The sequence below is a fragment of the Gracilibacillus sp. Marseille-QA3620 genome, from assembly GCF_054950035.1.
On sequence record NZ_CM143102.1, the window covers coordinates 1,716,500 to 1,742,981 of the forward strand.

Consider the following 26,482-nt stretch of genomic DNA (forward strand, 5'->3'; position numbering starts at 1 on the left):
TTCATGACAAACGAACAAGGCAGTTTTTTTGAGGAATACGATGTATTCAGCCGTAAGACCCCTACAGGTCCAGTGCAATATCAGTTTAATCTGCTTGCACCGAATGAAGAGATGGCCATGATGATGGCACAGGAGAATTTCATGCGGAGGGAAGCGGTCGCAGATATTTGGGTCGTGAAAACGAGCAGCATCCGGAAGATGACCCATGAGGAGAAGCAAACGCTCGTCCGCTTGGATAATAAGGATTACCGGACGACGAAGGGCTATGGCTATCTGAAGAAGAAGTGGCGTCAGTATGAACAGGAAATGCTCGATGAGAAAGAGATCATGTCATGGGCAGGAGGTGTGAAGGATGTCAAAAGAGGAAATGGCTAACACGGATGCAGTCAAAGAGCTGCTGTACCAATTGGCGGATGATGATTTTATCCATTCCTATAGAGGGTCTGAATGGCTCGGGCTTGCTCCGCATATTGAAGAGGATGTGGCCTCTGCCTCTATTACGCAGGATACGATGGGTCATGCGGCTATGTTCTATCAATTGCTTGAGGAGCTTGGTGAAGGGGACGCCAATCAATTAGCCCATGAGCGTCCGGCTTCAAAACGGCGTAATGCCATTATTCTGGAGCTTGAAAATGGTCCCGGCCATTATATGGGCGAGCCCGCTTATGATTGGGCCTTTGCTGTTGTTAGAAATTACTTCTATACACAGGCAAAGATGCTGAAGATCCAGTCCCTGCAGTCAAGCGCCTATCAGCCATTAGCTGACGTGGCTGCAAAGGTGCGGATGGAGCTTCATTACCACTTAATGCACTGGAGAACCTGGTTCATTCAATTAATGGGCTCAGGGCATGAAGAGGCTCTTTCGAGAATGAAAGCGGCTATTGAGAAGACATCACGCGATTTCAAGGGAGTATTCTCTTATGGAGAATATGGGGAAGCCTTTGTCAGCCAGGGGCTGATTGAAGAAGAGGATATTCTCCTTGAAAGATGGCATCAAGCCTTGGCGCATCCACTGGAAAGCGTTGCTCTTACGAGAGTGGAGCTTAGTCTCTCTTCAGGAGATGGTCGTTCAGGGACACATACAGGTGATTTAGACCGAGCACTTGAAACGTTAAGGGAAGTATATGCAATCGACAAAGCTGCATCCTGGTAAGGCTGCGATATAGGAGGGGAATGACAAATGACAAATCGATTGATAACAGCTGAAGAGGTTTATGAGGCACTTGAAGACGTGAAAGATCCCGAAATCAATACAGTCAGTGTGGTTGATTTAGGAATGGTCGAGGATGTGCTTATTACGGATTCCTGCATAACCGTCAAAATGCTGCCGACCTTTCTCGGTTGTCCCGCATTGCCGATTATTCAGAAGAATGTAGAGGCAAGCCTTAAGAAGCTGCCACACACAAATGAGGTAAAGGTGGAGTTTCTGCATTCGCCATCCTGGACCTCTGACCGCGTCTCTGAAAAAGGCAAGGCAGGCTTAAAGGCATTTGGCATATCCCCTCCTCCAAAGCATATGGCCGATGACGGCTCCTGGCATGTAGATTGCCCATACTGCGGTTCAACCTATGTGACGCTTGAGAATATTTTCGGCCCGACGGCATGCAGAAGCATCCTTTACTGCAAGTCATGCAAGAACCCGTTTGAAGCAATGAAACCAATGATTAAATCTATGTAAAAAAAATGGAGGAATAAAAAATGGTCAAATTAATCGCTCTCTATAAACAACCGAAGGATAAAGAAGCATTCGATGAACATTATTTCAATGTGCACGGTCCAATCACAGAAAAGATTCCAGGCTTGCAAAGAATGGAAGTAACGAAAATTGTCGGCACGCCGATGGGCAAGGAGTCTGACTACTATATTCTTTGTGAAATGTACTATGAGAATCATGAAGCCCTTCAAAATGGCATGCGCTCTGCAGAAGGAAAGGCATCAGGCAAGGATTTAATGGGATTTGCAGGTGACTTAGTCACATTGATGATTGGCGAGGAAGTGTAAGATGCACGGGTTTCAATTCATTGAAGCATCGATTGAGGCCCCTATCGGCCATATTGTCCTAAATCGGCCTAAGCAGCTTAATGCATTAAATCGACAAATGGTCCATGAAATTGTCACGGCGGCAGAGAGCTTTGACGCTGATTCTACCGTTCGGGTCATCCTGATATCCGGCAATGGACAAGCCTTCTCGGCTGGTGCAGATATTGATGAGATGGCTGATGAGACAGCCATAGAGATGGAGCTGCGCAATCAATTTGCGGATTGGGACCGATTAAGTCTCGTGAAGAAACCAATCATCGGTGCGGTTAAGGGATATGTGCTCGGCGGTGGATTTGAACTAGCCTTAGCCTGCGATCTCTTAGTGGCTGGAAGTGATACCCGTTTCAGTTTTCCTGAGGTCACACTTGGGGTGATGCCGGGTGCCGGGGGAACACAAAGGCTGACGAAACTGGTTGGGAAGACGAAAGCGCTCGAATGGATGTTAACAGGGGAAAGAATAAAGGCCGAAACGGCCCTGCAATATGGCATCATCAATCGGATAACGGAGCCGGAGAACGTCCTTGAAGAAGCAAAAGGAATGGCAGGGCGCATCGCTGCTCAAGCACCGCTTGCTGTTCGGCTGATTAAGGAATCGGTACATAAGGCCGTTGATTATTCCCTTTATGAGGGCATGCAATATGAGCGGAAGAATTTTTACATGCTATTTGCCTCGGAGGATCAAAAGGAAGGCATGAACGCATTTGTAGAGAAAAGGAAACCAAATTTCATCGGCAGATAAGGGGTGTTATCCATGTATGAAACCATAAAGTACAAGGTTGAGAGCGCTGTCGCCTGGATTGGGTTGAACCGGCCTGAGAAATTAAATGCTTTCACACGCAGGATGAATGAGGAAATCCAGCAGGCTGTAAAAGAATCCGAGGAAAATCAGGAAGTACGAGCCATTGTCATTACAGGGGAGGGGAGAGCCTTCTGTGCCGGGCAGGATTTAACAGAGGTAACACCTGAAACGAATTTGGCGGATGTTCTCCTTGATTCATATGGTCCCATGATCAAGGAAATTGCCAACTGTGAAAAGCCGATAATCGCTGCCATCAATGGCGTGGCTGCTGGAGCTGGGTTCAGCCTGGCACTTGCCTGTGATTTCCGTCTAGTGTCCGAGAAGGCAAGCTTTGTAAATGCGTTCGTCAATATCGGATTAATACCAGACTGCGGGAATTTGTATTATCTCACGAGGATGATTGGCCAAGCAAAGGCCATCGAGCTTTCCTTGCTTGGTGAGAAAGTATCTGCTGCACAGGCAGAACAGCTGGGACTCGCGACAAAAGTGATTGAGGTAGAGGAATGGAAGGAGCAGGTTGCTGCTTTTGCTGAGAAGGTGGCCAGTAAGCCAACGAAGGCAATCGGCCTGATCAAACAATCATTAGAAGCCTCTTATCATCTATCATTTGACCAGTATTTAAAGGTCGAAGCAGAAGGCCAGCGTTTAGCAGGCTTAACGAAGGATTATAACGAAGGCGTAACAGCCTACCTGGAAAAACGAAAACCGCACTTCATTGGAGGGTAAGTTGAGCCAATCGGGCGTTTACGGGCAGGTAAATAGGTGCCATTCAAACAAAAAATTACGACAAAGGGGTAGATTCCAATAGCTAAAGTAGAGGATAAACGACAAATGGAACAAATGGACATGAAGCGGGATTTTTATCATTTGATCATTAACGGGGAGCGAGTGGAAAGCTCTAACGGCGGGACCATTGAGGCATTTAATCCAGCAAGTGGAGAATTGATTGCCAAGGTGGCAAAGGCGACGAAGGAGGATGCGGAGAAAGCTGTGCAAGCAGCAAGGGAAGCGTTCGACCATGGGAAATGGAAGAAAACATCGGTCAATAAACGGTCCCGTGTATTGAACAAGATTGCCTCCATTATGCGCGCCCGATTCAATGAATTAGTTGAATTAGAGATATTGAACAGCGGAAAAACGATTTCAACGGCTCAAGGGCAGGTTATGCAGGCGATTGAGGATTTTGAATTCTATGCCGGCGCGATTGTCGGACACCGCGGGTCGGTCAATAATGTTGCCGGGCAATTTCAAAACTATACGGAAAAGGAACCGGTAGGTGTTTGCGCACAAATTATTCCTTGGAACTATCCGATGATGATGGCTGCCTGGAAGATTGCTCCTGCCATCGCAGCTGGCTGCTCAGTTATCGTGAAGCCGGCATCCTTAACACCGCTAACCGCTATTATTCTCGGGGAAATCTGCTTAGAGGCCGGTGTTCCAAACGGTGTGGTTAACATCATTCCTGGTTCTGGATCTGAGGTAGGCAATTATCTGGTTGAACATCCAAAGGTTGATAAGGTCGCTTTCACCGGCTCCACTCCTATCGGCAGGGACATCATGGGCAAGGCTTCACAGACATTGAAGCGGGTCACGCTGGAGCTGGGTGGAAAATCCCCTAATATCGTGTTTGAGGACGCAGATATCGATGCGGCAGTAGACGGGTCTTTATACGGAATCTTCTATAATACTGGCCAATCCTGTGAGGCAAGGTCAAGGCTTTATGTACACGAGGATATTTATGAGGAGTTTATCGCTAAATTTACGGAGAAGACGAAAAAGCTCCAATTAGGAGATCCGTTCAGTAAAGGATCCCATGTAGGTGCGGTCATTGACCAAAATCAGCTGGATGTCATTGACGGTTATGTGAAGTCAGCTATTGCTGATGGAGCGGAAATCCTGACAGGAGGCAAGGCAGCCGTCGTAGAAGGGTATGAGAATGGCTATTGGTATGAGCCGACGGTCATCACAAATGTGACTCATGAAATGAAAGCGGTACAGGAAGAAATCTTCGGACCGGTTGTTGTTGTCATGACCTTTAAGGATGAAAAGGAAGCGGTCAAACTCGCTAACGACACGGAGTATGGACTCGGCTCAGCTGTCTGGACAAAGGATGGGGCCCGTGCTACACGTGTCGGCAATCAAATCCAGGCGGGAATTGTCATGGTTAACTGTCCATTCTCAGCGTTCCCGGGTACACCATTTGGCGGCTACAAGCAATCGGGCTTCGGACGTGAGCTATGTATAGAAACACTAGACTTATATACGGAGACAAAAAGCATTGTTTCCTATTATGGAAGCCGTCCGTTAAACCCGTTCGGTATTCAGTGATTCGTTCATTAATAGAATGTGAGAGTATGCGGAAAGGTCATTTGCAAAAATGGCCTTTCTAATATGAAAGGAGAAGATGGCTATTATTACGAATATCACGGTAGTAGGCTCAGGTGTCATGGGAAGAGGCATTGCCTATGCAGGAGCGGTGGGCGGCTTCAGGGTGACGATTGTTGATGTGAATTCAGCTGCGTTAGATAGTGCCCAAACAGAGATTGAAGCCATTATGGAAAAAGGGATTCAGTATGGCAAGCTCAGTCCGGAGAAGGCTGAGGAGGCGAAAGGGCGTTTATTCTTTTTATCCTCACTTGAGAAAGCAGCTGAAGAGGCAGAGCTGATCATTGAGGCGGTTCCTGAAAAGGAGCAGATTAAGAGGGCGGTCTTTGAAACGATTGAACAGTACGCGAAGGCAGATTGTTATTTTGCCACTAATACCTCAACAATGAGTCCGACAGAAATTGCCTCTTATGCTAATCGTCCAGAGAAGACCATTGCGATGCATTTCTTCAACCCGGTTCACAAAATGCCGCTCGTTGAAATTGTCAAAGGACTTGAAACGAGTGATGAGACCGTAGCGGTTGTGAAGGATGTTGCGGAGAAAATGGGGAAAGAGACTGTCGTCATTAATGAATTCCCTGGCTTTGTCACCAGTCGAATCAGCTGCCTTGTTGGAAATGAGGCATTTTATATGCTTCAGGAGGGGCTTGGTACTCCGGAAGAAATCGATAAAGCGATAAAACTAGGACTGAACTATCCAATGGGTCCATTTGAGCTGGTTGATTTGGTCGGTTTAGATGCGCGGCTCAATAATATGAATTATCTACATAGCAAGCTTGGGGAAAAATATCGTCCAGCTCCCCTTCTGGAACAATACGTCAAAGCCGGCCGATTAGGCAAAAAGTCAGGCAGGGGTGTCTATGATTATCGAAATAAGGAGGAAGAGAAATGAGAGAAGTAGTCATTGTTGATGCGGTCCGTACACCAATCGGGCGATATAAGGGCGCACTCAAAGCCGTTCGGCCGGATGACTTGGCGGCAATCGTCATCAAGGCCCTGCTTGAGCGAAACCCAGAGATAGCGCCATCCGCAATCGAGGAAGTCGTACTTGGCAATGCGAACCAAGCAGGAGAAGATAATAGAAATGTCGCCCGGATGGCGGCTCTCCTCGCAGGGCTTCCAGTGGAGGTGGCAGGAACAACGATTAACCGCCTCTGCGGCTCAGGTCTGGATGCGGTCATCTATGGAGCAAGGGCTATTGCAATGGGAGAAGGGGATATCTTCATTGTAGGCGGAACCGAAAGCATGACGCGTGCCCCCTATGTAATGGCAAAGCCTGAACAGGAATTCCCGCGCGGGTCAATGGAGCTGCAGGATACGACGATTGGCTGGCGTTTCACGAATCAAAGATTAGAAGAAATGTTTGGGGCAGAAACCATGCCGAAGACAGCTGAGAATGTAGCTGAGCGTTTTCATATAAGCCGTGAAGACCAGGACCAATTTGCAGCCGAAAGCCAGGCTAAGGCACAGAAAGCGATTGAAGGAAATCGTTTTGCCGATGAGATTGTCCCGGTAGAGTTTCATGACAGAAAAGGAAATCAAATGCGAATCGATCAAGATGAGCATCCACGCTTTAACACAACCGCCCAAAAGCTAAGCCGTCTGAAGCCCATATTTGCTGGGGGATCCGTTACGGCCGGTAATGCTTCGGGGGTGAATGACGGTGCCTCCGCTCTTCTAATCATGAGTGCTGAGAAGGCGCAGGAGCTTGGTGTTAAGCCGCTCGCAAAATATGTAGCAAGTGCCGCGGCCGGAGTTGAGCCATCTGTAATGGGAATTGGGCCAATCTATTCCACGAGGAAGGTACTGAAGCGGGCAGGTTTAACAGCAGGAGATCTCGATCTGATTGAGCTAAATGAGGCATTCGCCTCCCAATCGCTGGAGTGCATTCGCCAATTAGAGCTCGATTCTGAAAAGGTAAATGTGAACGGCGGAGCAATTGCCCTTGGGCATCCGCTTGGAGCTAGCGGAGCAAGAATCCTCACAACGCTCATCCATGAGATGAAAAAGACAGAGGCAAGGTATGGGCTTGCAACCATGTGTGTAGGGGTTGGCCAGGGCATCTCACTTATTGTCCAAGGAACAGACTGACCTTTTTGAATTTACTGAAATAACAGAAAGATGATAAAATGAAACTAATTGGAGTGTACGGAAGATAGGATTCGTCCTGAACGTTCCTAACGACGGAAATAGACGCTCTGCTCTTAAGTGAGACTGAATATAGGCAGATAGAAAGAGTGATGACATGCCGGACAATACACAATCAATGATTTTCACGTTATATGGAGATTACATTCGACATTATGGGAATAAAATTTGGGTCGGTAGCCTCATTCAGCTCCTTGACGCATTTGGCCATAATGAGCAGGCAGTCAGGGTAGCTATGTCCCGTATGTACAAAAGCGGCTGGGTCCAATCAGAGCGAATTGGCAATAAAAGCTATTATTTCCTGACGGAGCAAGGCATCAAACGGATTGATGAGGCCGGAAAACGGATTTTCCGCGTAAAGCCTCACTCCTGGGACGGGAAATGGCGAATTCTCATTTATTCCATTCCCGAGGACAAACGACACTTAAGGGATGAGCTCAGAAAGGAATTAATTTGGAGCGGCTTTGGCAGCTTCACGAACAGCGTGTGGATTACCCCTAACAATCTAGAACGCGAGGTTGAACTCATTTTCAAAAAGTATGAAATTGAGGAATATGTGGATTTCTTTATTTCCGAATATTTGGGTCCGCATTCCTTCGAATCCATTGTGAGACGAAGCTGGTCACTCGAACAAACGGATGAGAAGTACAAGGACTTTATCACGAAATACAGTGAAAAATATATCATCCACCAAAATATGCTCCAAAAAGGTCAATTGAGCGATGCGGAATGCTTTGTGGCAAGAACCTATTTGGTGCATGAATATCGGAAATCTTTATTCGTAGACCCAGGACTGCCAAAGGAATTACTGCCTGAAGTATGGTCCGGAAGCCCAGCAGCGATGCTCTTTAAGCAATACTATGAATTGCTGGCCGAGCCGTCATCCCGCTTCTTCGAGCATATCTTTGAAAAAGATAATGAATTGAGGAATAAGGATAAACAGTATGATGCCTATGCTCATCCGTATATAAGCGAGTGATGAATAGAAGATGTTAGGCCTTTCCTTCCTCCAAAAGTGGAGATATCTCGGCTGTCATTTTGACAGCTTTTTCTTATGCTCCTATGCAGGTGGAAGAAGGATTTTTGATTTTAATAGGGAATACTTAACTGATTATGCATTTTGTGGATTCCGCATTTAGTAAGAACGAAGCTGAGAATCATAGGGTTTATCCGATTGATACTTAAGGCTGTTAGTGAAGTGCGAATATCTTACTTGAAGGCAATGGTCAAAGGGAGCGGAAACGATGATAAGCTATGAAATTGATGAAGAGGTATCTCTAAAACTATTTACAGAGGATGATAAAGAAGAATTTTATCAATTAATTGCTCATTCAAAGGAGCATCTGAAAACTTGGGTTACGTGGATCGATTCTGTTAATAGCCAAGAAGATACAAACGTAAGTTTACAATTAAGGATAGAAGGAACAGTTGAGAACGGTGGATACCCAATGTGGTTTGCCATTATGTATAAAGGGCAGATGGCGGGGACAATCGGGTTTAATGAGGTTGATAGGACGAATAGAATAGGAGAAATAGGCTATTGGATAGGAAGGGATTTTCAAGGAAAAGGGATTATGTCAAGGGCATTCAGCGCAATTATTCGTTACGGATTTGAACTTATGAAGCTAAATAGGCTCGAGGTATATATTGCTGCTGGAAATGAACGAAGCAGGGCATTGCCAGAGAAATTCGACTTTAAAGAAGAAGGGCAGATAAGGCAGGCAGAATGGTTATATGACCATTACGATGACCAAATAATCTATGGGCTTTTGGCTGAGGATTGGAAACAATCTCACTAATGACGAAAAGACATACATATAGGGCAGCATGTATTGAAGGCTACCCAATACCAGACATTCAGTTGTGTTAAGAGAAGCGGTTATTAGGTAGTTTAATAAGAATTGGAGGGATTTAGTGTGGAGGAAAATCAAACAGAGGCAACGAAAATTTCACCAGAGGAATTCGGAGAAGCTTTCCTGAACGGAAAATATTCTATTCTCTATCATCAGTTTACGGACGAGTTTAAGAATGTTATATCCTTACAACAATTCATTGAATATGGAAAAGAATTTAATGCTGGGGTCCAAAAGTATACATTAGAAATGATAACGAATTTAATGGAGGACATTAAGCAATATGTTTGGCTTGATGACACGAGGAACAAGGCCATAAGTGTGTCTTTTGGAGGCGATGATACTATTTATGGTATTCATCTCGCTCCTTTTGCTGCCTTCCCGGAAAGTGATTGCAGGTATACAAAAAACGAATATAGGATGCCAATCCAAGGTGAATGGTTTGTTTTCTGGGGTGGTACGAATCAGTTTGTCAATTATCATTATGTTTATGAAGCTCAAAGATACGCATATGATTTACTTATTTTGAAGGATGGAAAATCCTATAGAGATTCTAGGGAGAAAAATGAACGCTTCTATGCGTTTAACAAGGAAATAATGGCGCCTGCTGATGGCGTTGTCGTAAAGGTGACGGATGGAATCGAGGATAATGTACCAGGGGAAATGAATCCTGATATCCCTGAGGGAAATTGTATTATCATGGAACATTCCAACTCCGAATATAGTATGATGGCTCACCTGAAAAATCATTCAATCCTTGTGAAAGAAGGAGAACGAGTAAAGAAAGGACAAGTTATCGGTTACTGTGGGAACTCTGGCAATTCTACTGAAGCTCACTTGCATTTTCAAGTGATGAATGCAGCTGATTATTTGAAAGGGCAATCCATCCGCATTCTATTTGAAAACGGAAAAGAACCCATTCAAGGTGATTTTATTCACGCTCATTAACGAACAGCTTTTGTCCATATCTAGTGTTTTGCCTAAAAAATATTGCAGCTGAAAAGAGATGAAATTCGATGATAAAGCCAGACGCCCTAAAAGCAGGTGATCGAGTAGCGATTATTGCACCAGCTGGATTACCAGATAAAGAGCAGTTGATACAAGGAATACATGTACTAGAAGAAATGGGGCTTGAAGCAGTTTTGGGTCGACATGTCCTTGAAATGGAGGAGGATTTTTCCGCTTTGGATTAAATGAGGCTTGCTGATTTGCATGAGGCATTTTTCGATCCTGCTATTCGCGGGATTTTTTGTGCGAATGGAGGATTCGGGACAGCGAGACTCGCTCCTATGCTGGATTATGCAAAGATACAGAGAAATCCTAAAATATTCTGTGGATACAGTGATATTACGTATCTGTTAAATGCCATTCAAACGTTCAGTGATTTGGTTACTTTTCACGGACCGATGGTGGCATCCGACCTGAATGACGAGCAAAGAACAAGCGAAACGGTTTCCTCCTTTTCCTCTTTATTCACGGGAGAACCGATGACGTATGATGCTGTCCACTCACCTCTAAACAGCATCGCCTGCGGTACAGGTGAAGGGCGGTTGGCAGGAGGAAATCTAACATTGCTTACCAATGGGTTAGGCACGCCTTATCAGGTGAATACAGACGGTGCGATCCTGTTAATTGAGGATGTTGGGGAACCAGCGTTTAAGATAAATTTAATGCTTACTCACCTTGAGCATGCAGGGGTATTTGATGGTGTCGAAGGTGTCGTTATTGGTTCTTTTCAAACAGAGCCGGAGGAATCGGCGAAAACTAAAAAAGTGCTTAAAGATTTCTTTGCTACTGCCTCTTTCCCTGTTGTTGAGAATTTTCACATCGGTCATTGCCAACCTAATTATGCGGTGCCGCTCGGAGCTAATGCAAAACTTACAACTTCTCCGCCTCGATTGGTGATCGAGTCAGGTGTGAAGTAAAATCTAATGGTCGTTTGAGGCGAAGATTAAGAACAGCGATAGAATAGTGTCTACTGGAGGATGTTTGTATGCAGATTCGTGAAATACAAGAGAAGGACAATGAACGAATGGAACAGATCATTAAACGTTCCTTGGAATCATTTGATTTAAATATTCCAGGAACCGCTTATTATGATCCACAGCTTGGAAATCTAGCTCAATTCTATAAGGAACAACAACCTCATGCAAGGTATTGGGTTATCGTAAATGAACAGGATGAAGCAGTTGGCGGAGTCGGGATTGCACCATTTGGATTGGAGCGGGATGTATGTGAATTGCAAAAGCTGTATATAGCACCCGTTGCTCAAGGTCAGGGCCTGTCGAGAATGCTGATGAATATAGCTCTCAACTTTGCTGAGGAACATTATACATATTGTTACTTAGAAACAATGAAGAAACTCCAGGTGGCAAATCTCCTTTATGTCAAATATGGGTTCCGACAGCTTGATAAACCGCTGGATGGCTCAGAGCATAATACGATGGACGCCTGGTATCTAAAAGAATTAAATTACGGGGGATAAGCAGCTTAGAATAATGAGAGGTACGACTGAAGTGTGAGTGAATCGGAATTATTCGAGGTCTATTCCTAGTGCTGACTCATATTAAGATCGAAGTAATACGCATTGATTCATCTTTGTATGGGGTGAGTAGGGCACCTCATAAAAGATAAATAAAATTGAGGCTGGGACATAGGTATTTCAGCCAATGATAAACCCGAATAATTAGACGATAAATGAATGAATTCTATCGTCTAATTATTCGGGTCTTTAATTGTTGCTTTCTACTATTAGTGACTAGTGAAATAGAGCGAAATGCACTCACTCCAGCGGGAAGTAGGGGAAAGGATGAGACCCCCGCAGGCGTAGGCGCCGAGGAGGCACAGCTTCCTCCCCGCGGAAAGCGAGTGCATTTCGCGGAATGGAACGGACTCGTATTTCCAACTGCTATTGAATAGGAATAATAAATGACTATCATTCGTTTTTGAGGATCATTTATTTTGTTTTGTCCCAGCCCCAAATATGAATAAGTGACACTGGCACTTATCCTTGGGAAATTTTTAACCACGTTAAGGTTTCTTTCATTATTTCATCCTGCTGTTCTTTATTGGATATGGTCGCTGTACCATCACCTTTTTGTGATCCATACATTCCAAATTGGGCATGGTTTCCTCCTTTGACTTCATAGAGGGTTGCTTCAGAGGAAAGTAAATGTTTCGTATCATTGATTTTTTCAGTTGTTGTTAATCCATCAAACTCGGCATAGAGGGATAGGGTAGGCAGGTCTGTTTCGGAAAAATCACTGGAATTGCTCGGATAGGAAGCCAATAGGATTAAGCCTTGGATATCTTTAAGATTGTCGTATGCATAAGTTGCAGCAGCTACTCCGCCAAGTGAATGCCCGCCTATATACCAGTTTGTAATGTCACTGAACTCATCCATTATGACATCTGCTTGGTTTATATCTAAAAGAGCAAAGTTCAAGGTAACCTTAGGGACGATGACTAAGTAATCATTGTCTGCCAGACCTTGAGCATAGTAGCTATATGCTTCAGGTTCTACCTTTGCTCCAGGGTATAGAATAATACCGCCTTTTGGTTGAGCTTTTGGCTCAACTACTAGCCAGTTATTTTCAGTCTTAATATCATTTACATTTACATAGGAAGTAAGCTCTTCAGATGCATCGTATGTTTGTTGTGACCAAATATAAAAGCCTGTCATACCGAGTACAACAATCATCAATAGGACACCTAAACTAATCATAAATTTTTTCATAAAAGGTTCTCTTCTCTTTCATATATAGTGTGCAAATACAATTTTAGCATATACAATTCATTCGCTTTGTGTAAATTCATTCCATACCAGCAATACAGGCTATCACTATAACGTACGTACATTTTAGCTGTATATGCCTGTTTATTGATTGCACGTCAAAAATGCTAATCAATCATGCAACTAAAAAGAAGATGACTCCGGCAAGCAGGCCGGAGTCATCTCATCGCCGCTTAAACACGGCATATCCTTTTTATTAAGCTGTCTGCTTATCAGGGAGCAGTTCATTGGTTATTCAAACTGTCATCAGATAAGAATTATCCGGTATCGTTACCCTAAACGTTAAACACCCATGCGTTTCCGCTGGTTGTTTGGTTTTTTTGTCAGTTGGCTTTGCAATTCCTTCGTCTTTTTGACAGGACCCGTTGAATGGCTGCCAGTCTGGCTGACCTGGTTCTTAGCCGCAAGCTTTTGTTTAATGGCTTCTTGAAGACTTACTTTTTTAGACATATGATAAGGTTCTCCTTAAATGAATTTCCTTAATAATATCCCCAAAAAGCGATAACATCAAGATTTCTCTTCCGAAATCCTTCTTCAGATGACTTTTTCAAGATTGTTCATTATTCTGGGGGGACAATTTTTCTGTATGTGATTAGTAAACTATATTGCTCTGCAGCAGTAAACACGGGGGCAATTGAGAATCACTGTGGAAGAAGGTTTTGGCTATGTTCTAAAAGAACTTATACGCCACTTTTCCCCTTTTGAAAACTCTTAAATAGATAGAATCCTCCTAGGATAAGGACTAGAATAATGACGACTGAAATCGCACCGAATTGTAGAAAAGCTTTTGCTGATGCTGATAAAAAGCTCTATTATCCCCCTTAAGAAATAGAGTATGAGTAAATTATAACATCAGTAAAGGGGATAATTGTAAATGATGGAAACTGAGCTTCTATACCCTGATTGGGCTGTTTATTTATCTTATCTTTTGTTCATTTGGCAGTAAAACTCGGTTCCTGATCAAGATCTTCAATAATCCATATCCCATGACTGCTCCTGTGACGGAACTGATGGTGAAGGCAGGGATGAGTCCAAATAATGTTGCTTCTTTTCCAAAGAAAAGAACGGCAATGGGGTAGGTCGCCATGGCTCCTAGAAGTCCTGTGCCGATTACTTCTCCTGTGGCTGCGAGCCCGATTTTCTTTGTTTTGCTGTAAAGAATAGCGGCTAAGAAGGCGCCAATCATGCTGCCTGGATAGGCAAACACGCTGCCTGTTCCTGTGATATTTCTGATTGTGGAAGAAAGGAATGCCTGCATAACCGCATAGGCTGGGCCAAGAAGGACAGCTGAAAGTAAATTAACGAGATGCTGTATGGGAAAGATCTTGGCAAAGCCGATAGGGATGTAAATCAGGCTGCTTGTTATAGTTGTGATCGCCGTTAGTAAAGCGGTCATGGTCAATTTGGTAATCGTGGACATTAAGGTTTCACTCTCCTATCTGTCTATGAATTAGCTTGATTTCGACGCTTAAATGGGCCAATCCAGCTGTTTGTCATTCATTTCCCAAAACAAATATTCATATTTGGATGTTACCTGAAAATATTCCTCAAGCTTAGCTAGTTCACGCTCCGGTTTTCCTTCTGCCAGTTCATCCATCAGTTGAATGAGCGATTTCGTACCTTCAGCAAACTCGATAGAGTCATAGGTTTCAATCCAATTGGCATAAGGGTTGGAGGTGAGCTCGTCTCCATATTGTTTTCTGAGTAATTTTCCGATTTCCCAATAATCCCAGGCACATGGTAATAAGCAGGCGACTACATCAGCTAAGCTGCCATTTTGAGCGATATTCAGCATATAGCTTGTATACGCTACATTAGTGGGGGTTGCTTTGGTTGACTCCAGCTCATGCCGGCTGATTCCGAAGCTTTCTGCATATTGCCGATGCAATTCCATTTCGACATGCAAAGTGTCATGTAAGATAGCAGCGAACGTATTCATCGTTTTCAGGTTGTGCGCTTTGATGGCACCGATGGCAAATAATTTTGCATAATCGATTAAATACACATAATCCTGTTTTAAATAATGAACGAACTTCTCCTTCTCTAAAGTACCTTTCCCTAATCCTTGCACGAATGGATGACGATGATTTCGTTCCCAAATCGGTTGTACATTTTGATACAGTCTTTCCGTGAATGTCGTCATTTCATATCCTCCTTTAATAGATAGAGCTGATTCTCTTCGGCAAAGCAGCTAGTGAATAGCAACAGAAATAAACAAAATAAAAACCACCTCCCTATACGGGAAGTGGCTAATAACGATCGAAATAGTAGTCGTCGAAATCATTCCTACTTCCCTCCGCTAGTATTAACTAGATCAGGTTCAAAGGGTTCATCTCAGCCGATTGGCGCCCCTAGTAAGTGCGAATATGAAGGCAGAACAGGAGAGAAATATCTTCTCTCAAACATCTAACCTTATTTCTTATAGCTTAACATATTATTGGATGGAAACAACCATTATTAGGAAAAAACGAGAGTGTTATAGGGAAACGAAAAACCACCTCTGGTATATCCAGCAGGCGGCTTCATCGTTTTAAACTTTTATAGTCCTTTTACAAGATTACGAACAATCTCGGCGGAATTCTCAGCCGCTTTCTTTTCGAATTCCTCGTATGTGACATCTGCTTCGCCGTTGGCAAGGTCAGAAATGGCGCGGATAATAGTTACAGGAATCTGATTAACACTTGCTACATGAGCAATGGCCGCTCCTTCCATTTCAGCTGCATACGCATCAAAAGACTCAATCAATTCTTCCTTCAAGGCTTGGTCGCTTACAAATATGTCACCTGAAGCGATTGTGCCGATATAGGCCTTGTTATCCTCCATAACCTCATTAGCGATAGCTTGAGTTTTTTCTGCAAGCTCTTTATCTGTTTGGAAATAGGTTGCCTTTCCATCCTCAGACATATCAGAAATATATCCTTTCTCATGGCCGAAAGCGGTGATATCCATATCATGCTGTACCGCTTGATTGGATACGACGATATCTCCTACCTCTAATTCGCTGTATAATCCGCCTGCCACACCTGTATTGATTAATGTATCAACATTAAACTCATCAATCAAGATTTGGGCACAAAGGGCAGCGTTAACTTTCCCAACTCCTGATTTGACGATAACAACATCTCGGTCGTTTAATTCTCCAGTATGGAATTCGAGACCCGCTATTTCCTTCACTTCAGCATTTGCCAATTCCGATTGGAGGCTAGTGACCTCAGAATCCATGGCTCCGATAATGCCGATTGGCTTTACTTCCTCTGCTTGATTTCCTTCATTGTTCGCGCTGCAGCCTGCCATTAATACAAAGGAAGACAAGATGACCGCCAATGTTTTTTTCATAAATAAATCCTCCAATACCGAAATAAATAATACAACACTATCATTATATTTATATATAAACACTTGTCAATAAATAAAACATATGTTTATTTAAAATTTTTTATTATTGTTCGTATATATGGCATTTTGGTTTAAAAAATAAAGGGGATAACATCTTAATGGGATTGAAATCCGAACGTTGGGTTCGTGCCATCAAACTAATCAAGCCCCGAAGTTTATTTAGCAATCAACCGTATTAGGAAGAAGCATGGTTGGGTATAAAAGGAATAGAGATATATAGGAGAGGAAGATGCGGGATGGAGTTAAAAACCATATTATTTGATTTTGATGGAACGATTGCAGATACCCTGCCGGCAGCATTTGATGCATTTCGATATGTATTCAAGAAATACGACGGAAAAGAAATGACGGATGAGGACATCGTACAGTATTTTGGTCCGATTGAGGATGAGATGCTGAGAAAGCATCTAGAACATAAGGATAAGCTGAACCAAGCCATTGAGGATTTTTATGAGCAATATGAAAAAGGGCATGACCGAGAATTTGAGGGTCTGGAGAAAATCCAGGAGATGCTTGAGCAATTCAAGGAGATGGATCTCAATCTTGGGATTGTAACAGGTAAGAGCAGAAGATCCCTAACCTTTTCGCTTGAAGCATTAGGGATATATGATTACTTCGACGTTACCATTGCGGGTGATGATGTAAAGAACCCGAAACCGGATAAGGAGGGGGTTGAGAAGTGTATGAAGCTTCTCCAAAACAAGCCTTCAGAGGTCTTATTCGTCGGTGACAGCGAGTCGGATATGGCTGCCGGAGCAGCTGCAGGTGTGAAGACGGCGGCAGCCCAATGGTTCAGTACGGTTCAAACATCTGATTTTAAAACCGAACCGGATTATACGTTCACTTCTATCTCCGATTTTTGTCAGTATATCGAAGGTCATCAGCAGGCTAAAAAAGAAAAAAAGATTCATTGAAGCTTAAAAACTCCTTGTCCAAATGGATAAGGAGTTTTTTGTGTCGGTTAATAACGCCTCATTTGCTATAATAATGATAGTGATTGGAAGGAGGCAGAATCTTTGGGCAAAAAAAGTATTCTAGCAAGCTTTTTATTTATATTACTATTCATATCAGTCGGGTGCAGCGATGACTCTGTTCAGCCAGAAAGCCGGCTGAATGACTATGTGAAATTGTGGAACAAGCAGGACTTTGAAGAAATGTATACAGATTATCTTTCGGCTTCCACAAAAGAATCCTACAAAAGTGAAGACTTCATCGACCGTTACGAAAAGGTTTACAGTGATCTTGGCATAACCGATTTAAAGGTGGAGACCGCATTTGAAGGGGAGCAGGATCGTGAGGACAAGGAACAGGTCACACTTCCGATAAAGGTGAAAATGAACTCCATTGCAGGAGAAATTGAGTTTGATAAGGATGTTGAATTAAAGAAAGAGACACGTGATGAGGAAGAGAATTGGTATATCAATTGGGATACAACCTTCATCTTACCAGATTTACAAAAGGACGAGAAAATTGGCATTAAATCTAGGAAAGCGCAAAGGGGAGAAATTTTTGACCGAAATGGAAAGGGTCTTGCCATAAACGGGACTGCCCAGCAGGTTGGAATCGTACCAGAGCAATTCGATGATACGAAGAAGGCAGAAGTTGCAAAAATTCTAGATAATACGACAGAATACATTGATAAGCAATTAAATCAAAGCTGGGTAGAACCATCTCTATTTGTGCCAATCCAAAAGATTGCCAAGGATGATAAGGAACGAATCGAACAGCTTAATGCAATTGACGGAGTTCAGTTCAGTGAAACGGCCGTTCGTGAATACCCTTATAAGGAAAGTGCTGCCCATTTGACCGGTTATGTTGGGACAATCACTGCCGAAGAGCTTGAGAAGCATAAGGATAAGGGATATTCAGCGAGCAGTGTCATTGGGAAGCGTGGACTCGAGGAATTATTGGAGGAGCAGCTCCGGGGCAAGGATGGCTATACCATCTATATTGACCGCGAAGAACCGGCCGTAATCGCAGAAACAGAGCCTGAGGATGGTCAAAGCGTCACATTAATGGTTGATGCTGACCTGCAGAAGACAGCCTATACGAATATGAAAGGTGTTGCCGGTACGTTCTCAGCTGTCCAGCCTGAAACAGGAGATGTACTTGCCTTAGTTAGCTCTCCATCCTTTGACCCAAATGATTTCATCTTAGGTATGAGTGCCGAGAATTATAAGAAACTAGAGGAAAATGCAAAGCAGCCTCTATTGAATCGTTTTGCAGCGACCTTCTCACCAGGGTCATCCATAAAGCCGCTCATTGCCATGATAGGCCTTAATGCTGGAACACTTGATCCGAATAAAACAATCGATATCTCCGGGCTGAAATGGTCCAAGGGAGAGGAGTGGGGAAATGCTTCCATTACGCGCGTGACCGATCCAAAGCGCCCTGTTGATTTAGAAGCGGCTCTCCAGTACTCTGATAATATTTATTTCGCCCAGACAGCTCTAGCCATTGGGGAAGATAAATTAATAAGTGGTTTGAAGGATTTGGGAGTAGGAGAGGAAAAGTTCCCGCTTGAATACCCGATAAGGGCCTCTCAAATTTCCAATGATGGGAAACTGACGAGCAGTAAGCTACTCGCAGATACCGGGTACGGCCAAGGAGAAGTACTCATGAGCCTTGTTCATCTTGCTTCCCTTTATGGCGGTATCGTTCAAGATGGTACACTTATGAAGCCGCGATTATTTGAGACAACAGAAGCAGCTGTTTGGAAGGAATCCATCACCTCAAGCGACAATGCCGCTTTGCTGAAGAAGGATATGCGCAAGGTCGTCACAGATGGAACCGCAACGGCAGCCAAGTCGGATCAGTTTGCTTTAGCAGGAAAGACCGGTACAGCAGAATTAAAGAAAAGTCAGGATGAAAAGGGACAGGAAAATGGCCTCTTTGTCGCCTATGACCAAAATAATCCTAACGCCGTCATGTCCATCCTAGTGGAGAATGTCCAAGATGAAGGTGGAGGCAAGGCTGTTCAGAAAATGGTCCTGCAAACATTCGAGAACTGGGAAGCAGAAGGACGGAATTGAATAAGATAAAACACCAGCTGTCAGGATAGCTGGTGTTTTTTTATGGGAGGCATAGGAGAGCGGAAGATAGAGCTGACTTGAATAACTGGGTCTAGCTAGGCAGATTCGTTCAACTAGGATTTACCTGAAAATAACAAAATGTTACAATTGAGGCAGTGCAGCTTTCCTGCAAAAGGGGGAAAAGGAGGTACATGCTTTGTCTATTGGATTTCTTGCCCTTATCACGATGGCCATATGGGTCATCCAAATGAATGAATTAATGAAGCCTGAAGAAAAGCAAGACAATAGAAAAACCATCGTCTTCACTTCCTTCGGCTGCTTGTTAACAACCATCTTAACCGTCCAGATTTTTCAACATTTCATCGCTTGAAAAGTAATCAGAGGTTTCTTTATATAGAGCTATTTGAGAACGGGTGCTTTTCTCTACGATCGGGAGCTGATTGATCAGCTCTTTTTTTTATGCTGGAAATGAGCAGGTTCGCTTTGAAAATCAGTATCATCTATAAATGATAACAGTTGGTGGATTCATGTGATTGAGGAGTATTCGAAATTTTACTTATAAAAGGCTGAACATCTGAATATATTAGTAAGATTAACAGCTGCCCAAGCAGGCTGTATAAAATGAAAGCCATTCCTAAGTTAATTTACATAATATTTTTATTTTCAAAATTAACAAACAATACTGCTAAACAGCCCCTTATTGATAATCTGCCTGTTTAATCGAGAAAATGAACAAAAAAAGGGAGATACTTTGTCGAAAAGTATCTCCTAATAATTGAGAATATAGTTTTGCAAATGAGAATAGAATTTGTTAAATTTAGTTGCTTACAGTTCTATTAAACTTCTTCTGGAATGTTAATTCCAAGACCAGCGGCTACAAGTGTACCGTATTCTGGGTCTGCTTTGTAGAAGTGCTGGATTTGACGTTCAATGATTTCAGGAATCGTTACGCCTTTCATAGCTCCAACAATGTTGTTGACAAGGTTCGCGCGTTCTTCGCTGCTCAATAAGCGGTAAAGATCGCCTGCTTGAGTGTAGAAGTCATCGTTGTCGTAAGGTGTGCTTGCAGCATAGCCTTCGACTTCATAGGCAGCTTGCTGGTCTTGCTTGGACTCGTATGGTCCGCCAAAGCTGTTTGGCTCATAGTATACAGAGCCCCCGCCATTGGATGTTGGGTTCATTTGACCATCGCGTTGGTGGTTGTTCACTTCAACAGCAGGGCGGTTGATTGGCAAGTGGTTATGGTTCGCACCAACACGGTAGCGGTGAGCATCCGCATAGGCGAACAAACGGCCTTGCAATAATTTATCTGGTGATACATCTACGCCAGGTACTAGGTTACCAGGGGAGAATGTTGCTTGTTCTACTTCAGCGAAGTAGTTTTCAGGGTTTTTGTTAAGAACCATGCGGCCTACTTCGATTAATGGATAGTCTTTTTGAGACCATACTTTTGTTACATCGAATGGATCGAAGCGGTATGTGTTTGCATCTTCAAGCGGCATGATTTGGACACATAGCTTCCAAGATGGATAGTCTCCAGCTTCGATTGCATTATGAAGATCTTCGATATGGTAGTCAGGGTTCGTACCAGCTAGCTCTGCTGCCAATTCAGAAGATAGGTTCTTGATGCCTTGCTCGGATTTCCAGTGATACTTGATCCATACGCCTTGACCTTCAGCGTTTGTCCATTTGAATGTATGGCTTCCGAAACCATGCATATGGCGCCATGTTGCCGGGATACCACGGTCAGACATAAGAATGGTTACTTGGTGCAAGGACTCAGGAGACAGGCTCCAGAAATCCCAAACGGCATTTGGGTTTTTCAAGTGGGTTTTTGGATCACGCTTTTGCGTATGTATGAAATCTGGGAATTTGATCGCGTCACGAATGAAGAATACTGGCGTGTTGTTACCAACGATATCGTAGTTTCCTTCTTCAGTGTACAATTTAACGGCAAATCCACGCGGGTCACGCAAGGTGTCAGCTGCACCTAGTTCTCCGGCTACTGTAGAGAAACGGATGAATAATGGTGTTTTCTTACCGACTTCAGATAGGAAAGCCGCTTTCGTGTATTGTGTCACATCATTTGTTACTTCAAAGTAACCATGAGCGCCGCCGCCTTTTGCGTGAACAACACGTTCAGGTACTCTTTCACGGTTAAAGTGTGCCAATTTTTCTAATAGATGCACATCTTGGATTAGCGTAGGTCCGCGTCTGCCTGCTGTGATGGAGTTTTGGTTATCTCCAACAGGAGCGCCCCAGCTAGTTGTTAATTTTTTGCTCATTTTCCATATCACCTCTTGTTTAGGATAAACCTATTATATTAATTTTTATTTAGATTATCAATTAAAAACATCTATTTAATTAAAATTATTATAAACTAGGAAATTATTAGGCGGTGGAGGATGAGGTTTAAACAAGGGACAATTTTGTTGCCCCTGTCTAACAAAATTGGAAGATAGAAATGAGGATTTTGCTAGTATGCTTATGGGAGATGAAAAACATCAGGTAAGATCAGTGTCAAAAGGGTGAAATGAAACATGTTAGAAAGGGAAAGAAAGCTATTAAGTGTGATCTCAAGACAAATGTCTGTTGAAGGAGGATATGTTACCCATCGGTCAGGCACCTCGGATGACATGCCAATCGTAGCTGAAATCCATGGGGTCAAACAAGATGAGGCAGTCAATATATTGAAGAGATTTGGTGCATTGATTGAAACATCTGTCTCTAAAAGGACATATCAAATTCTTGGTTATTTGATTTATTTCTCCTTACACCAATGATTCATTCAAAGTGTATGTTCATTATATCATTCAGATGAAAATCTTTCCAATTGCATATAGATAAGATAAAATATTTATTAAACACATAAAACATATTGGAGAGGTGTGATTTAATGGCTGAGCAAGTTCGAACGATTCCGCGGCCGTTAGTACGTTTGAATCAATGGTTTATCTTTTTGAGTGTTGTGCTGACATGGGTGACGGGAATCCATGAGATATTAGCCATTCCGCTTATCGCGGGCTTAATGGGTCTGGTATTTAATTTTAATCCGATTATGAGAGCGGGAAGATTATTCTTGCGCAAAAAAACTTCAGAATATATCCCGGAGGAATGGGATCAGCAGCAATTCAATCAAACGATTGCGGTCATATGCTTAAGCGGCGGCTTGATCAGCTTTTATGCAGGCTGGAACGCGGTTGCCTATGTATTTACAATGATGGTTGCGGCTGCTTCCTTTATCGCCATTCTCGGATTTTGCATTGGCTGCTTCATCCGTTTTCAATGGAAGCAGTATAGGTATAAACGCTCCATTAAAAAGGCGTAATTCAATTATTGGCTACTTCAGGCAAGCCTCTATGACGGGTTTGTCTTTTCTTTTTGGTTAAAGGGTTCGCTGAACCTGCTTTTTAGAGAAAGAATCGATGAAAGGCTACATATAATGTGAAGACTTGTTCCTTTTTAGTTCAAGAGGTCACCATTCCTTCTGCGACTCATAAACTGTACCATGCATTCCTAGTTGACTAATATTTGAGGACGCACACTGGACGTATATCACGCATAGGATGAATTGAAAATGTTTGAGGAGGGTAACCTTGTATGTCACAATATAGAGATATCATTGCAAAGGCAGTAGTGGCAAAGGGACGAAAGTTTACGAAGGCCAATCATACGATTTGTCCTGAAAATGGCCCAACCAGCATTCTGGGCTGCTGGATCATTAATCATACGTATGAAGCCAAGAAGATTGGCAAGAAAGTAGAAATTGCAGGGTACTATGATGTCAACATCTGGTATTCATATTGCAAAAATACCAAAACAGAGGTAAAAACGGAGAAGGTTCCCTATAAAGATGTTATCAAGCTGAAATACAGGGACCAGACCGTTTATGATGACAATGAAGTCATCGCAAAGGTTGTGCAGCAGCCGAATTGCATTGAATGCTTGATATCCCCTTGCGGAGAGAAAATTGCGGTTCATGTTGAACGCGAGTTCCTGGTTGAAATAATCGGGGAAACCAAATTATCCGTAGCTATCCTGGAAAATGTATCGAGCGACGAAGAAAGCTGGGAATTTGATGTGGATGATGAAGAATTAGAGGATATTAATCCGAATTTCCTTCATGATGAAGAATCATCCTCCTCTGAACACGAAGAGTCAAGCGGCGGAATGCCCCCTCGAAAAAGACCAGTAAAAGATAATAGGGACTGAGCACTAGAGAGGGAACTCTCTAGTTTTTTTATGGAATCTTATGGATGAGACAGGCAACTTTTTTCGGCGGATGTACTTGAGTGCTATGTTATAATATTTTATGATAACTCCTCTCTGAACTCAGGCGCATGAAGCTTTAGACGATCTGCCTGGGACAGAGCTTTAGATAAAGAAGGAAAAGAAAGGTTTTGGGAAAATGGAAGTGGCTGCATACACGCCGATGATACAGCAATATTTACGGATAAAAGCCGATTACCAGGACGCGTTTTTGTTTTTCCGTCTTGGTGATTTTTATGAAATGTTTTTCGAGGATGCGATGACAGCCTCAAAGGAATTGGAAATTACTCTTACCGCCAAGAATGGGGGCGGAGACCAGAAAATTCCGATGTGCGGGGTCCCGTATCACTCGGCACAGTCTTATATTGAAACGCTAGTGGACCGCGGTTATAAGGTGGCCATTTGTGAGCAAACAGAAGACCCTAAAGCAGCAAAGGGCGTTGTAAAACGTGAGGTTGTGCAGCTCGTTACTCCGGGAACGATGATGGAGGGCAAAGGTCTGTCTGATAAGGAAAATAATTACCTTGCCTCTATTTCCGAAATTCCAGGAGGATATGGGGTCGGCTATCTTGATTTAACAACCGGCGAAAACCGGGTTACGCATTTTGCTGACTTCAAGGAAGTCTTGAATGAGGTATCGGTCATTGGATCTCGTGAGGTCGTTGTCGCACCGGACTTAGGCGCTGAAAGGGAAGTTCAATTAAAGGAACGCGGGATTTCTGCGATTTCCTATGAAGCAGATCAAGAGATAAAGGAGCCATTCGCTGCCTTGCTGGCAGACGTTAAACAGGACGGACTGCCTGAGACGCTGGCTCGTCTCTTCAATTATATAGAGCGCACGCAAAAACGCAGCCTCGATCATATCCAGGCAGCTGAGCATTACCGATCAGAACAATATTTAAAGATTGATTATTTCTCCAAGCGAAATCTCGAGCTGACGGAAACCATTCGCTCGAAAGGGAAGAAGGGTTCTCTTCTTTGGCTTCTGGATGAGACAAAGACGGCCATGGGCGGAAGAAGACTAAAGCAATGGATTGAGCGGCCGCTTATCAATGAAACAGAAATAGAAGCACGCCTATCCATGGTGGAAACCTTCATGGATCGATTCTTCGAGCGCGAGGAATTGCGGGAGCTGCTTCATGAAGTCTATGATCTGGAACGATTGACAGGTCGAGTTTCGTATGGGAATGTGAATGCCCGTGACCTTTTACAGCTGAAGCGTTCCTTGCAGCAGGTTCCCGCCATCATTGATGTCATGGGCCGTCTGCCGAATGAGGCAGCGCAGACAATCGCTGCCAGAATGGACCCTTGTGAGGAAGTGACGGACATCCTTGAGCGTGCTCTTCATGAAAGCCCGCCTATCTCCATTAAAGAAGGCGGCATTATTCGCGAAGGATATAATGAAGATCTTGACCGCTACCGTGATGCATCAAAGAACGGAAAGACATGGATTGCTCAGCTTGAGCAGCAGGAGCGAGAGCGGACTGGCATTCGTTCCTTGAAGGTCGGCTATAATCGAGTATTCGGTTATTATATTGAAATTACAAAAGCGAATCTTCATCTCCTCCATGATGACCGCTATGACCGCAAGCAAACATTGGCCAATGCAGAGCGTTATATCACTCCTGAGCTGAAGGAGAAGGAAACAATCATCCTTGAGGCAGAAGAGAAAAGCACGGGACTTGAGTATGACCTCTTCTGTGAGCTAAGAGATCATATTAAGGAATATATTCCGCGTTTGCAGCAGCTGGCTCAAGAAATCAGTGAGCTGGATTGCCTGCAATGCTTCTCCACGATTAGTGAGCGCCAGCATTATGTGAGGCCAACCTTCTCGCATGATAAGACAATGATAATTGAGAATGGACGCCATCCGGTGGTCGAAAAAGTTCTTAAAACACAGGAATATGTGCCGAATGATTGCAAAATGGACAAGCATAATGAGATACTCCTGATTACTGGACCGAATATGGCCGGTAAGAGTACGTATATGCGCCAAATTGCCTTAACATCCATCATGGCGCAAATCGGCTGCTTTGTTCCGGCAGATAAAGCCGTTTTGCCGATTTTTGACCAAGTATTCACGCGTATTGGTGCAGCCGATGATTTGATTTCCGGCCAAAGTACGTTCATGGTCGAGATGCTAGAGGCCAATCATGCGATTACGAATGCGACAGAGCGAAGCCTGCTTTTATTTGACGAGATTGGACGCGGCACATCCACCTATGATGGAATGGCGCTTGCACAGTCCATCATTGAATACATCCATAATCATATTGGGGCAGCGACTCTCTTCTCGACGCACTACCATGAAATGACCGTGCTTGCCGATAAGCTGGATAACCTGAAGAATGTTCACGTTCGAGCGGTTGAGCAAAACGGCAAAGTCATCTTCCTGCATAAGGTAGTTGATGGGCCGGCAGACCGTAGCTACGGTATTCACGTGGCTCAGCTGGCAGAAATGCCGCAGGCGGTTATTACAAGGGCGAAGGAGATCCTAACCGTTCTTGAGGATGGGAAGAAGAAAGCGCCTGAGGTGAAAACAGCGGAGGTCCAAACTCCAGCACGTGAGGAAGCAGCGGCTGAACAAGCGCAGCTATCCTTCTTTGGTGCGGCGGATGAAAAGGAAACGAAGAAACCGTTAAAAGGAAAAGAACAGAAGGCCATTGAGGAATTGAAGTCATTATCCGTCTTGGAAATGACACCGCTTGAAGCGTTGAATGCCCTCTATGCGCTGCAGAAGAAATTGAAATAATACATGAACGGAAAG

At 43.6% G+C, this 26,482-nt stretch carries 28 protein-coding genes and 1 riboswitch; of the genes, 22 read left to right on the forward strand and 6 right to left on the reverse strand.

The window, feature by feature from the left end; all coding sequences use genetic code 11:
* The first annotated feature begins 3 nt into the window (after nucleotides 1–3).
* The 15 genes from paaB to ACY8DX_RS08790 all read left to right on the forward strand — a co-directional run bounded on the left by paaB (nucleotide 4) and on the right by ACY8DX_RS08790 (nucleotide 11,710).
* Nucleotides 4–375: a 1,2-phenylacetyl-CoA epoxidase subunit PaaB gene (gene paaB, locus ACY8DX_RS08720; RefSeq protein WP_439801989.1), complete on the forward strand. Its 372-nt coding sequence runs from the start codon at nucleotides 4–6 to the stop codon at nucleotides 373–375.
* Nucleotides 353–1,153, forward strand: coding sequence for a 1,2-phenylacetyl-CoA epoxidase subunit PaaC (paaC, locus tag ACY8DX_RS08725; RefSeq protein ID WP_462406580.1), 801 nt, complete (start codon nucleotides 353–355; stop codon nucleotides 1,151–1,153). Before paaB ends, paaC begins: the two co-directional genes overlap by 23 nt.
* Nucleotides 1,154–1,180: 27 nt before the next feature.
* Nucleotides 1,181–1,678, forward strand: a complete 498-nt coding sequence (gene paaD, locus ACY8DX_RS08730; protein WP_049671221.1) for a 1,2-phenylacetyl-CoA epoxidase subunit PaaD — start codon at nucleotides 1,181–1,183, stop codon at nucleotides 1,676–1,678.
* A gap of 20 nt (nucleotides 1,679–1,698) precedes the next feature.
* Entirely contained in the window at nucleotides 1,699–2,001 is a 303-nt protein-coding gene (locus ACY8DX_RS08735) for an EthD family reductase (RefSeq protein WP_049671220.1), read from the forward strand.
* Between the two features lies 1 nt (nucleotide 2,002).
* Nucleotides 2,003–2,779: an enoyl-CoA hydratase/isomerase family protein gene (locus ACY8DX_RS08740; RefSeq protein WP_462406581.1), complete on the forward strand. Its 777-nt coding sequence runs from the start codon at nucleotides 2,003–2,005 to the stop codon at nucleotides 2,777–2,779.
* A 12-nt stretch (nucleotides 2,780–2,791) separates the two neighbouring features.
* Entirely contained in the window at nucleotides 2,792–3,565 is a 774-nt protein-coding gene (locus tag ACY8DX_RS08745) for an enoyl-CoA hydratase-related protein (protein WP_049671218.1), read from the forward strand.
* Between the two features lie 105 nt (nucleotides 3,566–3,670).
* Nucleotides 3,671–5,167, forward strand: coding sequence for an aldehyde dehydrogenase family protein (locus tag ACY8DX_RS08750; RefSeq protein ID WP_462406582.1), 1,497 nt, complete (start codon nucleotides 3,671–3,673; stop codon nucleotides 5,165–5,167).
* Nucleotides 5,168–5,249: 82 nt separating this feature from the next.
* On the forward strand, nucleotides 5,250–6,116 hold the full coding sequence (locus ACY8DX_RS08755) for a 3-hydroxyacyl-CoA dehydrogenase (protein WP_439801995.1): 867 nt from the start codon (nucleotides 5,250–5,252) through the stop codon (nucleotides 6,114–6,116).
* Nucleotides 6,113–7,315, forward strand: a complete 1,203-nt coding sequence (locus ACY8DX_RS08760) for an acetyl-CoA C-acyltransferase (protein ID WP_439801987.1) — start codon at nucleotides 6,113–6,115, stop codon at nucleotides 7,313–7,315. Before ACY8DX_RS08755 ends, ACY8DX_RS08760 begins: the two co-directional genes overlap by 4 nt.
* Before the next feature lie 154 nt (nucleotides 7,316–7,469).
* Nucleotides 7,470–8,351 (forward strand): phenylacetic acid degradation operon negative regulatory protein PaaX, encoded by an 882-nt coding sequence (gene paaX, locus ACY8DX_RS08765; RefSeq protein WP_462406583.1) that lies wholly within the window; start codon nucleotides 7,470–7,472, stop codon nucleotides 8,349–8,351.
* 265 nt (nucleotides 8,352–8,616) lie between these two features.
* On the forward strand, nucleotides 8,617–9,171 hold the full coding sequence (locus ACY8DX_RS08770) for a GNAT family N-acetyltransferase (protein WP_462406584.1): 555 nt from the start codon (nucleotides 8,617–8,619) through the stop codon (nucleotides 9,169–9,171).
* 117 nt (nucleotides 9,172–9,288) lie between these two features.
* Nucleotides 9,289–10,173, forward strand: coding sequence for a M23 family metallopeptidase (locus tag ACY8DX_RS08775; RefSeq protein WP_462406585.1), 885 nt, complete (start codon nucleotides 9,289–9,291; stop codon nucleotides 10,171–10,173).
* A 68-nt stretch (nucleotides 10,174–10,241) separates the two neighbouring features.
* Entirely contained in the window at nucleotides 10,242–10,418 is a 177-nt protein-coding gene (locus ACY8DX_RS08780; protein ID WP_462406586.1) for a hypothetical protein, read from the forward strand.
* Nucleotides 10,419–11,150, forward strand: coding sequence for a S66 peptidase family protein (locus tag ACY8DX_RS08785; RefSeq protein WP_462406587.1), 732 nt, complete (start codon nucleotides 10,419–10,421; stop codon nucleotides 11,148–11,150).
* Between the two features lie 68 nt (nucleotides 11,151–11,218).
* On the forward strand, nucleotides 11,219–11,710 hold the full coding sequence (locus tag ACY8DX_RS08790; protein WP_462406588.1) for a GNAT family N-acetyltransferase: 492 nt from the start codon (nucleotides 11,219–11,221) through the stop codon (nucleotides 11,708–11,710).
* Nucleotides 11,711–12,229: 519 nt separating this feature from the next.
* Here the strand turns inward: ACY8DX_RS08790 and ACY8DX_RS08795 are convergent.
* The 5 genes from ACY8DX_RS08795 to ACY8DX_RS08815 all read right to left on the reverse strand — a co-directional run bounded on the left by ACY8DX_RS08795 (nucleotide 12,230) and on the right by ACY8DX_RS08815 (nucleotide 16,354).
* Complete coding sequence (locus ACY8DX_RS08795; RefSeq protein WP_462406589.1) at nucleotides 12,230–12,961, reverse strand: alpha/beta hydrolase; 732 nt, start codon at nucleotides 12,959–12,961, stop codon at nucleotides 12,230–12,232.
* Between the two features lie 339 nt (nucleotides 12,962–13,300).
* Entirely contained in the window at nucleotides 13,301–13,468 is a 168-nt protein-coding gene (locus ACY8DX_RS08800) for a hypothetical protein (RefSeq protein ID WP_462406590.1), read from the reverse strand.
* A gap of 466 nt (nucleotides 13,469–13,934) precedes the next feature.
* Entirely contained in the window at nucleotides 13,935–14,438 is a 504-nt protein-coding gene (gene thiW / locus ACY8DX_RS08805; protein ID WP_439802402.1) for an energy coupling factor transporter S component ThiW, read from the reverse strand.
* Between the two features lie 48 nt (nucleotides 14,439–14,486).
* Nucleotides 14,487–15,161, reverse strand: a complete 675-nt coding sequence (tenA, locus tag ACY8DX_RS08810) for a thiaminase II (RefSeq protein ID WP_462406591.1) — start codon at nucleotides 15,159–15,161, stop codon at nucleotides 14,487–14,489.
* Nucleotides 15,162–15,292: 131 nt separating this feature from the next.
* Nucleotides 15,293–15,381: riboswitch (TPP riboswitch) on the reverse strand.
* A gap of 175 nt (nucleotides 15,382–15,556) precedes the next feature.
* On the reverse strand, nucleotides 15,557–16,354 hold the full coding sequence (locus ACY8DX_RS08815; RefSeq protein ID WP_462406592.1) for a 5'-methylthioadenosine/adenosylhomocysteine nucleosidase: 798 nt from the start codon (nucleotides 16,352–16,354) through the stop codon (nucleotides 15,557–15,559).
* Nucleotides 16,355–16,650: 296 nt separating this feature from the next.
* Here ACY8DX_RS08815 and ACY8DX_RS08820 point away from each other — a divergent pair, with 296 nt between their 5' ends.
* The 3 genes from ACY8DX_RS08820 to ACY8DX_RS08830 all read left to right on the forward strand — a co-directional run bounded on the left by ACY8DX_RS08820 (nucleotide 16,651) and on the right by ACY8DX_RS08830 (nucleotide 19,816).
* Nucleotides 16,651–17,328, forward strand: coding sequence for an HAD family hydrolase (locus ACY8DX_RS08820; protein ID WP_439802405.1), 678 nt, complete (start codon nucleotides 16,651–16,653; stop codon nucleotides 17,326–17,328).
* Between the two features lie 102 nt (nucleotides 17,329–17,430).
* Nucleotides 17,431–19,446, forward strand: a complete 2,016-nt coding sequence (locus ACY8DX_RS08825) for a penicillin-binding transpeptidase domain-containing protein (protein WP_462406593.1) — start codon at nucleotides 17,431–17,433, stop codon at nucleotides 19,444–19,446.
* Nucleotides 19,447–19,642: 196 nt separating this feature from the next.
* Nucleotides 19,643–19,816, forward strand: a complete 174-nt coding sequence (locus ACY8DX_RS08830; protein WP_439802407.1) for a hypothetical protein — start codon at nucleotides 19,643–19,645, stop codon at nucleotides 19,814–19,816.
* Between the two features lie 466 nt (nucleotides 19,817–20,282).
* Here the strand turns inward: ACY8DX_RS08830 and katA are convergent, their stop codons facing one another.
* Entirely contained in the window at nucleotides 20,283–21,731 is a 1,449-nt protein-coding gene (gene katA, locus ACY8DX_RS08835) for a catalase KatA (protein ID WP_462406594.1), read from the reverse strand.
* Between the two features lie 255 nt (nucleotides 21,732–21,986).
* Between katA and ACY8DX_RS08840 the strand changes: the two genes are divergently transcribed.
* The 4 genes from ACY8DX_RS08840 (at nucleotide 21,987) to mutS (ending at nucleotide 26,467) form a co-directional block, all read left to right on the forward strand.
* Entirely contained in the window at nucleotides 21,987–22,229 is a 243-nt protein-coding gene (locus ACY8DX_RS08840) for a hypothetical protein (protein WP_049671206.1), read from the forward strand.
* A gap of 113 nt (nucleotides 22,230–22,342) precedes the next feature.
* A complete protein-coding gene (locus ACY8DX_RS08845; protein ID WP_462406595.1) occupies nucleotides 22,343–22,774 on the forward strand; it encodes a DUF4395 domain-containing protein in 432 nt (143 codons plus the stop codon).
* Between the two features lie 272 nt (nucleotides 22,775–23,046).
* Nucleotides 23,047–23,658, forward strand: coding sequence for an outer spore coat protein CotE (cotE, locus tag ACY8DX_RS08850; RefSeq protein ID WP_082197125.1), 612 nt, complete (start codon nucleotides 23,047–23,049; stop codon nucleotides 23,656–23,658).
* Nucleotides 23,659–23,860: 202 nt separating this feature from the next.
* Nucleotides 23,861–26,467 (forward strand): DNA mismatch repair protein MutS, encoded by a 2,607-nt coding sequence (mutS, locus tag ACY8DX_RS08855; protein WP_462406916.1) that lies wholly within the window; start codon nucleotides 23,861–23,863, stop codon nucleotides 26,465–26,467.
* Nucleotides 26,468–26,482 lie beyond the last annotated feature (15 nt).

Excerpts from the sequence above, each read along its gene's own strand:
- ACY8DX_RS08795 (WP_462406589.1), bottom strand. The coding sequence starts at position 12,961 with ATGAAAAAATTTATGATTAGTTTAGGTGTCCTATTGATGATTGTTGTA.
- katA (WP_462406594.1), bottom strand. The coding sequence starts at position 21,731 with ATGAGCAAAAAATTAACAACTAGCTGGGGCGCTCCTGTTGGAGATAAC.
- cotE (WP_082197125.1), top strand. The coding sequence starts at position 23,047 with ATGTCACAATATAGAGATATCATTGCAAAGGCAGTAGTGGCAAAGGGA.
- ACY8DX_RS08845 (WP_462406595.1), top strand. The coding sequence starts at position 22,343 with ATGGCTGAGCAAGTTCGAACGATTCCGCGGCCGTTAGTACGTTTGAAT.
- ACY8DX_RS08760 (WP_439801987.1), top strand. The coding sequence starts at position 6,113 with ATGAGAGAAGTAGTCATTGTTGATGCGGTCCGTACACCAATCGGGCGA.
- ACY8DX_RS08770 (WP_462406584.1), top strand. The coding sequence starts at position 8,617 with ATGATAAGCTATGAAATTGATGAAGAGGTATCTCTAAAACTATTTACA.
- ACY8DX_RS08735 (WP_049671220.1), top strand. The coding sequence starts at position 1,699 with ATGGTCAAATTAATCGCTCTCTATAAACAACCGAAGGATAAAGAAGCA.
- thiW (WP_439802402.1), bottom strand. The coding sequence starts at position 14,438 with ATGTCCACGATTACCAAATTGACCATGACCGCTTTACTAACGGCGATC.
- ACY8DX_RS08780 (WP_462406586.1), top strand. The coding sequence starts at position 10,242 with ATGATAAAGCCAGACGCCCTAAAAGCAGGTGATCGAGTAGCGATTATT.
- ACY8DX_RS08840 (WP_049671206.1), top strand. The coding sequence starts at position 21,987 with ATGTTAGAAAGGGAAAGAAAGCTATTAAGTGTGATCTCAAGACAAATG.
- ACY8DX_RS08745 (WP_049671218.1), top strand. The coding sequence starts at position 2,792 with ATGTATGAAACCATAAAGTACAAGGTTGAGAGCGCTGTCGCCTGGATT.
- paaX (WP_462406583.1), top strand. The coding sequence starts at position 7,470 with ATGCCGGACAATACACAATCAATGATTTTCACGTTATATGGAGATTAC.
- paaD (WP_049671221.1), top strand. The coding sequence starts at position 1,181 with ATGACAAATCGATTGATAACAGCTGAAGAGGTTTATGAGGCACTTGAA.
- paaC (WP_462406580.1), top strand. The coding sequence starts at position 353 with ATGTCAAAAGAGGAAATGGCTAACACGGATGCAGTCAAAGAGCTGCTG.
- paaB (WP_439801989.1), top strand. The coding sequence starts at position 4 with ATGACAAACGAACAAGGCAGTTTTTTTGAGGAATACGATGTATTCAGC.
- ACY8DX_RS08820 (WP_439802405.1), top strand. The coding sequence starts at position 16,651 with ATGGAGTTAAAAACCATATTATTTGATTTTGATGGAACGATTGCAGAT.
- ACY8DX_RS08800 (WP_462406590.1), bottom strand. The coding sequence starts at position 13,468 with ATGTCTAAAAAAGTAAGTCTTCAAGAAGCCATTAAACAAAAGCTTGCG.
- ACY8DX_RS08740 (WP_462406581.1), top strand. The coding sequence starts at position 2,003 with ATGCACGGGTTTCAATTCATTGAAGCATCGATTGAGGCCCCTATCGGC.
- ACY8DX_RS08785 (WP_462406587.1), top strand. The coding sequence starts at position 10,419 with ATGAGGCTTGCTGATTTGCATGAGGCATTTTTCGATCCTGCTATTCGC.
- ACY8DX_RS08750 (WP_462406582.1), top strand. The coding sequence starts at position 3,671 with ATGGAACAAATGGACATGAAGCGGGATTTTTATCATTTGATCATTAAC.
- ACY8DX_RS08815 (WP_462406592.1), bottom strand. The coding sequence starts at position 16,354 with ATGAAAAAAACATTGGCGGTCATCTTGTCTTCCTTTGTATTAATGGCA.
- ACY8DX_RS08790 (WP_462406588.1), top strand. The coding sequence starts at position 11,219 with ATGCAGATTCGTGAAATACAAGAGAAGGACAATGAACGAATGGAACAG.
- tenA (WP_462406591.1), bottom strand. The coding sequence starts at position 15,161 with ATGACGACATTCACGGAAAGACTGTATCAAAATGTACAACCGATTTGG.